The following is an 11,970-nucleotide window of genomic DNA, read 5'->3' on the forward strand; positions in this document are numbered from 1 at the left end:
GCCATGGCCGACATCGTGATTTCCGAATTCATGGACGAGGCCGCCGTCGCGGAGCTCGCCACGCGCCACGCCACGCTGTACGACCCCGGCCTCGTCGACCGGCCCGACGAGCTGGCGCGCGCGGTGCGCGACTGCCGCGCGCTGATCGTGCGCAACCGGACGCAGGTGCGCGGCGCGCTGCTCGCCGGCGCGGAGCGGCTGGCAGCGGTCGGGAGGCTCGGCGTCGGGCTCGACAATATCGACGTCGACGCCTGCAAGGCGCGCGGCGTGGCGGTGTTCCCGGCGACGGGGGCCAACGACGTGTCGGTGGCCGAATACGTCATCGCCACGGCGATGGTGCTGCTGCGGGGCGCGTATGCCGTCACGCCGAAGGTGGCGGCGGGCGGCTGGCCGCGCAACGCCCTCATCGGCGGGCGCGAGATTTCCGGCAAGACGCTGGGTCTCGTCGGCTTCGGGGCCATCGCGCGCGAGACGGCGCGGCGCGCCCGAGCGCTCGGCATGGAGGTGGTGGGCCACGACCCCTATGTCGCGGCGGACGACCCCGCCTGGGCGGCGCACGAAGCGCGCTCCGCGCCGCTCGACGCCCTGCTGGCCGAAAGCGACGTGGTAAGCCTGCACGTGCCGCTGACCGCGACGACGCGCAACCTGATCGACGCCGGCGCTTTGTCGCGCATGAAGCGCGACGCCGTGCTGATCAACGCGGCGCGCGGCGGCGTGGTCGACGAGGCGGCCCTGGCCGCGGCTTTGCGCGCCGGCGCGCTGGGCGGCGCGGCGCTTGACGTGTTCGACGAGGAGCCGCTGGACGCGGCGCGCGGCGCGGTGTTCGTCGACTGCGCGAACCTGCTGCTGACGCCCCACATCGCCGGCGTGACGGCGGAATCCAACGTGCGCGTCTCCTCCGTCACCGCCCGCAACGTGCTCAAGGCGCTGGAGGCGGCCCGATGACCCGCTACGCGCTGGACAGAGTTGAGAGCTGGGTCGCCGGCATCTTCGCGCGCGGCGGCGCGAACGAGGCGGCGGCGCGGGCCACTGCGCGCGCCCTCGTCGGCGCGGAGGCGGACGGGCTCAAGGGCCACGGGCTGACGCGCGTTCCGACCTACCTCGCCATGCTCGCGGCGGGCAAGATCGACGGCAAGGCCGCGCCGCGCGCCAGCCGTCCGCGCCCGGGCGTGCTCGCCATCGACGCCGCCGACGGCTTCGCCTACCCGGCGCTCGACCTCGCCATCACCGAACTGCCGGAGATGGCGCGCGCCCAGGGCATCGCGGCGGCCGCCATCGCGCGCTCCAACCATTGCGGCGCGGCGGGGCACCACGTCGAGCGGCTGGCCGACGCCGGGCTCGTGGCGCTGCTGTTCGCCAACACGCCGGCGGCCATCGCCCCGTGGGGCGGCGGACAGGCGGTGTTCGGCACCAACCCCATCGCCTTCGCCACGCCGCTGCCGGGCCGCGCCCCGGTCGTGGTCGACCTGGCGCTGTCCAAGGTGGCGCGCGGCGCGCTTGTCAACGCCAAGGCCAAGGGCGAGCCCATTCCGGAAGGCTGGGCGCTCGGCCCGGACGGCGCGCCCACCACCGACCCTGACGTGGGGCTGAAGGGGACCATGATCCCGCTCGGCGACGCCAAGGGCGCGGCGCTGGCCTTCATGGTCGAGGTGCTGGCGGCGGCTCTGGTCGGCGCGCACTTCGCGGCGGAGGCGTCGTCCTTCCTCGACGACAAGGGCGGCCCGCCGCGCACCGGCCAGCTGCTCATCGCGCTCGACCCGGCGGGCTTCGGCCACGCCGGCTTCGGCGAGCGCATCGCCACGCTGGCGGCGATGATCGAGGGACAGAAGGGCGCGCGGCTCTCCGGCGTGCGCCGGCTGGCGCTGCGCGACGCGGCGCGGCGCGACGGGCTGGAGGTTCCCGCCAGCCTGATCGCCGCCCACGGCGAGCCGTAGCAGGCGGGGCGCTCAGCCCCGCCAGACCGTCTCCACCTCCGGTGCGAAGCCGGTCTCGGCCGTGCTGCGCACCGCGGGGCCGAGCGGAATCGCCGCGCCGTCGCGGGCGAACACCGCCATCTCGTCGAGCGCCAGCCTGAGGCGCAGCACGCAGCCGCCCTCGATCGGCTCGCCGCCCTGCGGGAAGCGCCGCCAGCGCCCGGCCGGCAGGTAGACCTCCACCTCGCCGCCGGGGCGCGGGCAGGCGGCGACCAGCAGGTCCGGCCCGCACATGAATTGCTCGTCGAAGCCCCACGCGGCGGGATCGTCCGGCGCGGCGAGCGGCATGGCCCGCTGCACGGGCATGCCGGTGCGGGTCGCCTCCTCGACGCAGGCCCACAGATAGGGCAGCAGCCGGTAGCGCCACTCCAGCGCCAGCGTCACCGCCGCCTCGGCCTCGGGGCCGTAGGCCCAGGGCTCGCGGGGGCCGATGCCGTGGAAGCGCAGATGCGAGATGAAGATCGCCGCCTGCGTCCAGCGGACGTAGAGCTCGGGGTCGCGGCGGTCCTTGTAGAAGCCGCCGACGTCGCTGGCGTGGAACGGGCCGCCGCTGAGACCCCAGCAGAGGCCGCCGCGGATCGAGGCGGCCATGCCCTCCCAGTCCGCCTGCGGGTCGCCGCCCCACTGCACCGGATAGCGCTGGCTCCCGGCCCAGCCGGCGCGGCCGAACAGGAACGCGCCCGTCGGGCAGTACAGCCGCGCCGCCTCGTCGACGCAGGCGTTGTAGAGCAGCGGATAGACGTTGCGCAGCCGCTCGCCGGAATCGCCGTTGGCGGCGACGCAATCGGGGTCGACCTGCTCGCCGAAGTCCGACTTGATCATGTCGACGCCCAGCTCGAACAGCGGCCGGTGCGCGTCGCGCCAGAAGGCGTAGGCGTCGGGCTGCGTGAAGTCGACGAGGCCGGAGACGGGCAGCTGCGTCAGCACCTGGCCGAAGGGCTCGGGGTCGAAGTGGTAGAGGTACGGCTCGCCCGTGCGCCGGTCGCGCAGCAGCCAGCCCTTGGCGGCCATCTCGGCGAAGAGCGGCCCGTCGCGCGAGACGAGCGGGTATTCCCACACGCAGACCTTGAAGCCGAGCGCCTTCAGCTCGGCGAAGACGGGCTTCGGGTCGGCGTAGCGCGCGGGGTCGAAGTGGAAGTGGAAGCGCGTCGGCGTGTCCTGCCAGGCGCGGCCGTCGAAGGTGATGGTGTCGCAGCGCATGCCGCGCCGGCGCACCTCGCGCGCCGCCTCGAGGATCTCGTCCGCCGTGCGGTAATAGGCCTTGGAGAGGATCGCGCCGAGCGACCAGTAGGGCGGCGCGGGGGCGCGGCCGGTGAGGTCGGTATAGGCGCGCAGCAGCGCCGCGCCGTCCGCGCCGGCGAGGACGAAGAGGTCGAGCGCCGCGTCGTCGATCGCGAGGCCGTAGCTGCGCTGCGACCACAGCGGCGCGCCGACCGCGTGCGTGACGGTCGCGGGCGTGTGGACGAAGACGCCCCAGCCCGAGCGCGACACCGCGCCCGGCGACCACGCGAAGGGCGTGTTCTTGTAGGCGCGCTCGCCGTTGACGCCGAGCGCGTCGAAGACGAGCGAGCGGACGAACTGCCCGCGCTTGTTCAGCGGCCCCCATTTCTCGCCGAGGCCGTAGACCGGCTCCGAGGCGGCGAGGTCGAGCGCCACGAACCAGCCGCCGTCCTCGCGCCGCGCGAAGGGCGGCAGGCGGTGCTCGCGCACGAAGTGCCCGTCGGTGGCGCTGCGCTGCACGATGCGGCCGTCCCGCTCCAGCGCGAAGGTCAGCGGCTCGCGGCCGAGCGTCAGGCGGAAGCCGCCCCACGCCAGCGTCACGCCGGCGTCGTCCTCCGCCAGCGTCGCGCTCTCTTCGGCCGGGTCGCCGGCCAGGATGGGATAAAGCGGCAGGTCAGTGGGGCCGAGCCGCAGGCGGACGCCGTCGGCCAGCGCGGTGGCGAGCAGCGGGCCCGCGGTGGTCGGCAGCGAGATGGTCGAGGCCGACAGCTGCGTGGCCGGCCCGGTGACGGCGAGCGGCGGCAGGCGCGACCACAGCGGCTCTTCAGGCAGGGGAAGGACGGCGCTCATGTCAGCTCCACGATCTCCAGGCCCATGCGCTGGGCGGCGGCGCGCAGCGCCGGGCGGTGCTCGCCATAGGCCAGCGCCACATGGTGCTCCAGCCCCTGCTCCATCATCACCGCCGCCACCTCGCCGGCCGCCCGGTCGAAGCGCACGACGCCCGAGGTTCCGGTGAAGCTCAGCGGCGCGCGCAGCATTTCCGCGCCGGCCAGCACCATCTTCGGCGCGTTCATCGCCTGGCTGATGCGCGCCACGGTGACGCGCCCCGGCCGCAGGCCGAACTGCGCCAGCAGCGGCATGCGGCGGTTGGAGTGGATCTGCGCCTCCGGCGGGGTCGCCGGGTCGGCCATCGAGAGCGGCGCGGAGCCGCAGTGCCAGAACACGCCGGTATCGCTGGCGGCGTCCATGTCGACGATGTCGACGAGCCAGGCGGGCTCGCCGGCGATCTCCTGCAGCAGCAGGGAGGTCACCGTGCCGTAGACGTCCGCCTCGCAGGCGCAGGGCACGCCCTTCTCGGTCATCATCCCCATCGGCCCGCACGCGGCGCAGCCATAGTCGGTGAACATCTCCGGCCAGCAGCGCACCGCCAGGCCCTTGAGGTCGCGGTCGGCGGCGAAGCCCTCGAGCGCGCGATAGACCCGCAGCGAGCGGTCGAGCTGGTCCTGGTCGACGCCCTCGAGCCCGGCGATGTCGCGCGACACGCCGGCGCGCGTCTGCGCCACGGCGTCCGCCGGCATGGCCCTGGCGCGGGCGAACACCTCGTCGAGGCGGATCGGTTCCACCCCCACCCCAGCCAGCGCGGAGAGCGCCGCCGGCTCGTAGCGGCAAGTGTCGAAGCCCGCCGGATGCTCGCCCACAAGGCCGATGCGCGCGCCGCGAAGCGCCGCCAGCGCCGCGTCGGCGCGCCGGCCGTCCTCGGCGGAGGTCGCCTCGCTCCGCGCCACCGGCTCGGCCGCCGGCCCCTGCCCGCCCCGCGCCATGGCGAGGATGTCGGCAGCGGCCTCCGGCGCGTCCGGCGCGGCATAGAGCCAGCCCGCCTTGCGCCCGGCGCGGCCCAGCGCGTGCTTGGCGAGGTTGAGGCCGCAGAACGCGTTGAGCCGCAGCCTTCCGCCGGCGCGCGGCTCCGGGAACGCCCAGATGCCGAGCGGCGCGGCGACGCGCTCGGCGATCTTCACGGTCATGCTGGCGTCGGTGAACGTCACCTGCATCAGCAGCACGAAATCGACCTGCTCGCCGGCCAGGCCCTCCAGCGCGGCCTCGGTGGCGGCGGCGTCGAACAGCAGCTCGCGCGGGCCCACCGTGGCGATGCCGGCGCGGTCGAGCGCGGCGAAGGCGGCGGCCGCCATCTCCTGCGCGTAGGGAACGTCGAAGGTGGGCCGGGCCAGCGGCAGCACGGCGATGCGGGGCGTCATTTCAGTCTCCGAAACCCGAATAGAAGCGCCGGAACGAGGCGTCCGCGTGAGGCGGGCGGACGGAGCCGCCGAAGCGCGGATGCGCGAACCAGGGCACGGCGCGCGCGTCGGTCAGCGCGTTGATGTCGCGCATGTAGGGCACGCTGTCGCGGCGCAGCCCGTCGCGGATCTCGTCCCAATCCGGGAAGCGCTGGAACGGCTTGGCCCAGATGGCGCGCCCGGCGAGGTAGCCCGACGCGCCGGCCTTGTAGGCGTGGGTGAGGACGTTGCGGAACTCGGCCATGCCGGCGCCGGCCGAGAGCATCACCCAGGGCCGACCCGCGAGCCGCCCCATCTCGTCGAACAGGGCCTGCGCCTTCTCGGCGCCGGGATTGCCGACGCCCGGCACGTCGCGCGCCGGCAGCGGGCTCTCCAGCTTGAAGACGTCGATCCCGAACTTCGGGTCGGCGAACACGCGCACGCTCTCCAGCACGAGCTCGGACTTCTTGTCCGCCATCTCGATGTACTGGGTCGTCTGGTTGGCCTCGCCGGGCAGCGGATAGACGAGCAGCTCGAACAGGAACGGGATGTCGTAGCGGGCGCAGGCCTCGCCGATGCGGGCGGTGAAGTCCTGCTGCGCGCGGCAGACCGACGGCCCCGCGTCCGGCCGGTACCACGCCAGCACCTTCACCGCGTCGCCGCCGACGCGCTTGATCTTCTCGACGGACCAATCGTCGATCTCCGACGAGAGGCGGCCCTCGGCCGTCTCGCTGAAGATCGAATCCTCCAGCGTCACGATGAGGCCCTTGGTCGGCGACATCACGCTCAGCCCGCCGGGCAGGGCGAAATGAGGGTCCAGCAGGAGGGCGGAGCTGTCCGCCTGCAGTTCCTCGATCAGCATCAGCTTGAAGCCGGCGACGTCCTCGTAGGGCGCTTCCGGCAGGCCGCGCTTCTCGCGGATCGGGTTCTTGATCGGCGGGCGCTGGTCCACCGCCGTCATCTTGAAACGGCCCTGGGCGTCGGCCATGCGCCGCATCCCCCAGAGCTTGCCGGGCGAAAGGTCCATCAGGGCGTCTCCCTCTCGTATTGCGCGGCCTGGCGCAGGAAATCCTCAAGTTCGCGGCGGGTCGGGCAACCGGCGCGCCCGCCGAACCGCGTGCATTTGATGGCGGCGGCGGCGCTGGCGAAGCGCACCGCCGCACGCTCGCCCATGCCCTCGGCGAGGCCGAGCGCGAGGGCGCCGTGGAAAACGTCGCCCGCGCCGAGCGTGTCGACCGGGGCGATGCGGAAGGCGGGCTCCTGCGCGACGGCCCCGTTCTCGGTGAAGAACACGCCGCGCGCGCCGTCGGTGACGGCGATCCAGTTGGAGGCGGTCGCGGCGAGGCGCGCTAGCCCGCGCCGCGCGTCCTCCTCCCCCGTCATCTCGCGCACCGCCTGGGCCGCGTAGGCGACATGAGTTGCAAGCGGGCTCAGCTCGGGACTCTGCACCGCGCGGTCGGCGTCGAGCACGCCGAAGCCGCCCGAGGCGCGCGCCGCGCGGAAGGCGGCCAGCGCGCCGGTCTCCCACCGCGTGTCGGCCATCACCGCCCGCACGCCCTCGGGCAGGCGGGCCGGCATGTGCCCGGCGTCGTCGGGGGTGGCGGGGTCGGCGTAGTTGATGACCATGCGCTCGCCCGCGCTGTCGACCAGCACGGCGGAGAGCGAGGAGCGGACGCCCGTCGCGCGCAGCGTCAGCGAGCAGTCGACCCCGTCCGCCTCCAGCGCCTTGACGATGCCGTCGCCCACGCTGTCGTCGCCGAGGCGGCTGGCGAGCATGGCCCGGCCGCCGAGGCGGGCCACGGCGACGGCGGCGTTCGCGGCGATGCCGCCGCCCACCGCCGCGAGGTCGCGCGCCCGGTGCTTCTCGGCCCGCGAGGGCATCGCATCCATCCCGAACACGAAGTCCTGCGTGGCGATTCCCACGCACAAAACACCGGTCATTCCGTGCATCCCGGGCGCCCACGCAAGGGGCGCGAGGCGGCGCCGAAGGGGCCGCGACAAGGCGAAATTATCAGGTCTTGTATCTTTTACAAGACTTGGCGATGATAGGGGTGTCCGGGGCCGGGGGCGGCCCAGGCGCAACACCGCGAAAAGCGGAAACGGAGGAACGCGTGGCAGGCGTCGATATCCGCCAGGTGCGGAAGTCCTTCGGCCGTGTGGACGTCATCCACGGCATCGACATCACCGTGAAGGACGGCGAGTTCGTCGTCCTCGTAGGACCCTCGGGCTGCGGCAAATCCACTCTGCTGCGGATGATCGCGGGGCTGGAGGGAGTGAGCGACGGCGAGATCGCCATCGGCGGGCGCGTGGTCAACGACCTCCCCCCGCGCAGCCGCGACATCGCCATGGTGTTCCAGGACTACGCGCTCTATCCGCACAAGACGGTGGCGGAGAACATCGCGTTCGGCCTGCGCATGCGCGGCGCGTCGAAGCCCGACATCGAGAAGCTGGTCGGCGAGGCGGCCGACATCCTGCAGATCCGCCATTTGCTCGAGCGCAAGCCCGGGCAGCTCTCCGGCGGCCAGCGGCAGCGCGTCGCGATGGGGCGCGCCATCGTGCGCCGGCCGCTCGTCTTCCTGTTCGACGAGCCGCTGTCCAACCTCGACGCCCAGCTGCGCGCCGAGATGCGGATCGAGATCAAGAAGCTGCACCAGCGGTTCGGCACCACCATCGTCTACGTCACGCACGACCAGATCGAGGCGATGACGCTGGCCGACCGAATCGCCATCCTCAAGGGCGGGCACCTTCAGCAGTTCGACACGCCGGACGCGTGCTACGCGCGCCCCAGCAACCGCTTCGTGGCCGGCTTCATCGGCTCGCCGCCGATGAACTTCGCGACCGTGGACATCGCCGCCGACGCCTCGTCGGTGACGCTGGGGGCCGGCGCGAGCGCCGCGGTTCCGCAGGCGGCGCGCCCGCGCTTCGACGCGGCGGCCGGACGGCGCGCCGTGATGGGCCTGCGCCCGGAGCACGTGCGCCCGGCGTCCGGCGGCGAGGCCGCGACGGCGCACGGCGCGGTGGAACTGGTGGAGCCGCTCGGGGCGGAGACGCTGGTGCTTCTGCGCGTCGGCGACGCGGCGCTCACCGGGCGCTTCCCGCCGGAAGCGAAGCTGCGCCCCGGAGACCGCGTGCCGCTGAGCCTCGCGCTCGAGCACGCGCACGTCTTCGAGGAGGAAACCGGCCGCGCGCTGGCGCGCGCCGCCTGAACGAACGACCCGGACCACCGGGCGATCCGCAACACGCATGACCATGGAGGGAGTACGGACATGAAGAAAACACTCGTCACGGCGCTGCTGGGCGCCGCATTGAGCATGGCGGCCACGGGCGACCTCATGGCCCAGACGACGCTGCGCATCTTCACCGGCGGCCAGCAGCGCCCGGACGTGATGAAGCAGATCGTCGACGTCTACATGCAGCGCAACCCCGGCGTGAAGGTCGAGGTCGAGGTCGGCGGCGCCACCTCGGAGCAGCAGCAGCAGTACCTCAACACCGTGCTCGCCTCGCGCGACAGCACGCTCGACGTGGTGCTGATCGACGTGATCCGCCCGGCGCAGTGGGCCGCCGCCCAGTGGGCCGAGCCGCTCGACTCCTATCTCGGCGCCGAGAAGGACGCGACGATGGCGCGCTACGTCGCCGCCTACCGCGAGGCCAACATCGTCAACGGCAAGGTCATCGCCCTGCCCTACTTCGCCGACGCGCAGTTCCTCTACTACCGCAAGGACCTGTTCGAGAAGCACGGCGTGCAGCCGCCGAAGACCTGGACCGAGCTGCGCGACGGCCTCAAGAAGATCATGGACGCCGAGAAGAACCCGAACCTCTCGGGCTTCCAGACCGCCGGCGCGCCCATCGAGGGCACGGTGTGCACCTATCTCGTGCCGCTCTGGGAACTCGGCGGGCAGCTCACGGACGCCTCCGGCAAGCTGACCCTCACGGGCGAGACGGCGCGCAAGCCCTTCGACCTGTGGGGCGACCTCAAGAGCTCCGGCGTGCTGCCCAGCAACATCGCCGAGATCGTCACCGACCGCATGCGCCAGAACTACCAGGCCGGCAACCTGATCAGCACCATGAACTGGGGCTATGTCTGGAACCGCGTCGAGAACGACGCCGACTCGGTGGTGAAGGGCAAGACGGGCGTGGTGCCGATGCCCGCTTACGAGGCCGGCAAGTCGGCGACCTGCATCGGCGGCTGGCAGCTCGCCGTGACGGCCTTCTCGAAGAACAAGGCCGAAGCGGTGAAGCTGGTGCGCTTCCTGTCGAGCCCGGAAGTTTCGAAGATGCAGGCGATCCTGGCTTCGCACATGCCGGTCTTCCCGGAGGTCTACACCGACCCCGAGGTGCTGAAGGCGAACCCCTGGTTCAAGGACGCCCTGCCGGTGGTGCAGACGGCGCGCTCGCGCCCGGTGACGCCGCGCTACAACGAGGTGTCGGAGATCATCCGCACCAACATGAACGCCTTCCTGGCCGGCACCAAGACGGCGGACGCGGCGCTCTCCGACATGCAGAGCCGCCTGACGCCGATCTTCAAGTAAAGGCGGCGGACGGCGACGCCGTCCGCTCCGTGACGCGACTGGCGGCCGGGATCGTCCCGGCCGCTCCCCCACCCAGACGAGGGAGCGCAGCATGTCCAGCACGACCGCCGAAGCCGGCGCGCGACACGCCGCCACGCCGCCCGCCCGCAAGGGGCGCGCCCGCCTGTCGCCATTGGAGCGCGCCGAGCGCAGGCTCGGCCTGATGATGCTGGCCCCGGCGGTGCTGCTGCTGTGCGCCGTCGTCGTCTACCCCATCGTGGAGCTGGTGACGACCAGCCTGCGCTTCGAGCACCTGGCGCAGCCCTGGATGGGCACGCCCTTCGTCGGCCTCGACAATTTCGCGCGGGCGATGTCCGACGAGATCTTCTGGAGCTCGACGCTCAACACGGTGATCTACATCGTGGTCACGGTGCCCGGCGCCGTGCTGGTCGGCCTCGGGCTGGCGCTGCTCGCCAACCAGCCGTTCAAGATCAAGTGGCCGGTGCGCCTGGGCCTGCTGCTGCCATGGGCCCTGCCGCTGGTGTTCACCGGGCTGATCTTCCGCTGGTTCTTCGAGTTCAACCAGGGCATCGTCAACAACGCCCTGATGCTGGTGGGCATGTCGCCGCGGCAATGGCTCTCCGACCCGTTCCTCGCCTTCGTGGCGACCTGCATCGCGATCGTGTGGAAGAGCTCCAGCTTCGTCGCCCTCGTGCTGCTGGCGGGGCTGCAGACGATCCCGCGCTCGCTCTACGAGGCCGCCGAGATCGACGGCGCGGGGCGCTGGCAGCAGTTCGTCGAGATCACCCTGCCGATGCTGCGCCCGGCCATCGTGGTGGCGCTGATCTTCCGCACCATCACGGCCATCCAGACCTTCGACATCCCCTACGCCATGACCAATGGCGGGCCCGGCCATTCCACCGAGACGCTGGCCATGTACATCCACAAGACGACCATCGACTTCCTCGATCTCGGCTACGGCTCGGCGCTCGCCGTGCTGATGTTCGCCGTGTCCGTCGTCGCGACGTCCGGCTACCTGCGCTATACGAAGCGCGACCCGCGCAAGGAGGCTTGAGATGACGACCTTCGGCCGCCGCCGCACCGTCTGGCTCGCCGCGCTGATCGTCGCCGCCAACGGCTTCATCCCGGCCATCTGGATCCTGCTCACCTCGCTCAAGACCGAGAGCGAGCTGATGCGCATGCCGATCACGATCATGCCGGACGCGCCGACGCTGCAGAACTACGTGCGCGTGTTCGTCGACCAGCCGATCCTCACCTTCCTGTGGAACAGCATCGCGGTGGCGGCGCTGTCGACGGCCCTGTGCATCGTCGTCTCGGCGCTGGCCGCCTACGCGCTGGTGCGGCTGCGCCTGCCCGCGCCGGGGGCCATCCTCTCGGCGCTGCTCGCCGTCGCCATGGTTCCGCTGATCTCGCTGGTGGTGCCCCTGTTCCAGACGATGCGCACGCTGGACCTGCTCAACACCTGGCCGGCGCTGGTGCTGCCCTACGCGGTGCTCTCGATGCCAGTGTGCGTGATGGTGCTGGTTTCGTTCTTCCAGGACATCCCGAACGACCTCGAGAACGCCGCGATGATCGACGGCTGCACGCGCGCCGGGGCGCTGTGGCACGTCGTCATTCCGCTCACCGCGCCGGGCGTATTTACCGCCGCCATCCTCGCCTTCGTCAACGCCTGGGACGAGTTCCTGCTGGCGCTGACGCTGTCCTCGCGCGTCGCCAAGCGGACGCTGCCGGTCGGCATCACGCTCTACCAGGGCGAGTTCTCGTTCCCGTGGCCGATCATCTCCGCCGCGCTCGTGGTGGCCATCGTGCCCGTGTGCGTGATCATCGCCGTGTTCCAGGACCGCGTCGTCGGCGGCCTCACCAGCGGCGGCATGAAAGGCTAGAGCGGGGGCCGCGCCGCCGCTCGGCCCGTTCACGCAGGCTGGCCGGCGTCGCGGCAAGTCGCCGCCGCCCGGCCTTCGGGCACGCCCCGCCATC

10 protein-coding genes are annotated in these 11,970 nt (G+C 72.3%); 6 read left to right on the forward strand and 4 right to left on the reverse strand.

Going from position 1 to position 11,970, the window contains the following annotated elements; genetic code table 11:
• Positions 1–3: 3 nt before the first annotated feature.
• Together NK718_RS04200 and NK718_RS04205 are read left to right on the forward strand one after the other, a co-directional pair.
• A complete protein-coding gene (locus NK718_RS04200) occupies positions 4–945 on the forward strand; it encodes an NAD(P)-dependent oxidoreductase (protein ID WP_254738936.1) in 942 nt (313 codons plus the stop codon).
• Positions 942–1,934, forward strand: coding sequence for an Ldh family oxidoreductase (locus tag NK718_RS04205; RefSeq protein WP_254738938.1), 993 nt, complete (start codon positions 942–944; stop codon positions 1,932–1,934). The genes NK718_RS04200 and NK718_RS04205 overlap by 4 nt, the downstream gene beginning before the upstream one ends.
• Positions 1,935–1,946: 12 nt before the next feature.
• Here the strand turns inward: NK718_RS04205 and NK718_RS04210 are convergent, their stop codons facing one another.
• From NK718_RS04210 to NK718_RS04225, 4 genes are read right to left on the reverse strand one after another with little or no spacing between them, the layout of a single operon-like run.
• On the reverse strand, positions 1,947–4,043 hold the full coding sequence (locus tag NK718_RS04210) for a glycoside hydrolase family 31 protein (protein ID WP_254738940.1): 2,097 nt from the start codon (positions 4,041–4,043) through the stop codon (positions 1,947–1,949).
• Positions 4,040–5,446: an L-fucose/L-arabinose isomerase family protein gene (locus NK718_RS04215; protein WP_254738942.1), complete on the reverse strand. Its 1,407-nt coding sequence runs from the start codon at positions 5,444–5,446 to the stop codon at positions 4,040–4,042. The genes NK718_RS04210 and NK718_RS04215 overlap by 4 nt, the downstream gene beginning before the upstream one ends.
• Before the next feature lies 1 nt (position 5,447).
• The gene (locus tag NK718_RS04220) at positions 5,448–6,491 is read right to left on the reverse strand and encodes a tagatose 1,6-diphosphate aldolase (protein ID WP_254738944.1); all 1,044 of its coding nucleotides are present in this window, start codon (positions 6,489–6,491) and stop codon (positions 5,448–5,450) included.
• A complete protein-coding gene (locus NK718_RS04225; protein WP_254738946.1) occupies positions 6,491–7,405 on the reverse strand; it encodes a PfkB family carbohydrate kinase in 915 nt (304 codons plus the stop codon). The genes NK718_RS04220 and NK718_RS04225 overlap by 1 nt, the downstream gene beginning before the upstream one ends.
• A gap of 170 nt (positions 7,406–7,575) precedes the next feature.
• Here NK718_RS04225 and NK718_RS04230 point away from each other — a divergent pair, with 170 nt between their 5' ends.
• The 4 genes from NK718_RS04230 (at position 7,576) to NK718_RS04245 (ending at position 11,876) form a co-directional block, all read left to right on the forward strand.
• Positions 7,576–8,670, forward strand: a complete 1,095-nt coding sequence (locus NK718_RS04230) for an ABC transporter ATP-binding protein (protein ID WP_254738948.1) — start codon at positions 7,576–7,578, stop codon at positions 8,668–8,670.
• A gap of 60 nt (positions 8,671–8,730) precedes the next feature.
• The gene (locus tag NK718_RS04235; RefSeq protein ID WP_254738950.1) at positions 8,731–9,993 is read left to right on the forward strand and encodes an ABC transporter substrate-binding protein; all 1,263 of its coding nucleotides are present in this window, start codon (positions 8,731–8,733) and stop codon (positions 9,991–9,993) included.
• Positions 9,994–10,084: 91 nt separating this feature from the next.
• A complete protein-coding gene (locus NK718_RS04240; RefSeq protein WP_254738952.1) occupies positions 10,085–11,047 on the forward strand; it encodes a carbohydrate ABC transporter permease in 963 nt (320 codons plus the stop codon).
• A 1-nt stretch (position 11,048) separates the two neighbouring features.
• Positions 11,049–11,876, forward strand: coding sequence for a carbohydrate ABC transporter permease (locus NK718_RS04245; protein ID WP_254738954.1), 828 nt, complete (start codon positions 11,049–11,051; stop codon positions 11,874–11,876).
• Positions 11,877–11,970 lie beyond the last annotated feature (94 nt).

The organism is Alsobacter ponti (assembly GCF_024294805.1).
GTDB lineage: Bacteria > Pseudomonadota > Alphaproteobacteria > Rhizobiales > Beijerinckiaceae > Alsobacter > Alsobacter ponti.

Excerpts from the sequence above, each read along its gene's own strand:
- NK718_RS04200 (WP_254738936.1), top strand. The coding sequence starts at position 4 with ATGGCCGACATCGTGATTTCCGAATTCATGGACGAGGCCGCCGTCGCG.
- NK718_RS04205 (WP_254738938.1), top strand. The coding sequence starts at position 942 with ATGACCCGCTACGCGCTGGACAGAGTTGAGAGCTGGGTCGCCGGCATC.
- NK718_RS04210 (WP_254738940.1), bottom strand. The coding sequence starts at position 4,043 with ATGAGCGCCGTCCTTCCCCTGCCTGAAGAGCCGCTGTGGTCGCGCCTG.
- NK718_RS04215 (WP_254738942.1), bottom strand. The coding sequence starts at position 5,446 with ATGACGCCCCGCATCGCCGTGCTGCCGCTGGCCCGGCCCACCTTCGAC.
- NK718_RS04220 (WP_254738944.1), bottom strand. The coding sequence starts at position 6,491 with ATGGACCTTTCGCCCGGCAAGCTCTGGGGGATGCGGCGCATGGCCGAC.
- NK718_RS04225 (WP_254738946.1), bottom strand. The coding sequence starts at position 7,405 with ATGACCGGTGTTTTGTGCGTGGGAATCGCCACGCAGGACTTCGTGTTC.
- NK718_RS04235 (WP_254738950.1), top strand. The coding sequence starts at position 8,731 with ATGAAGAAAACACTCGTCACGGCGCTGCTGGGCGCCGCATTGAGCATG.
- NK718_RS04240 (WP_254738952.1), top strand. The coding sequence starts at position 10,085 with ATGTCCAGCACGACCGCCGAAGCCGGCGCGCGACACGCCGCCACGCCG.
- NK718_RS04245 (WP_254738954.1), top strand. The coding sequence starts at position 11,049 with ATGACGACCTTCGGCCGCCGCCGCACCGTCTGGCTCGCCGCGCTGATC.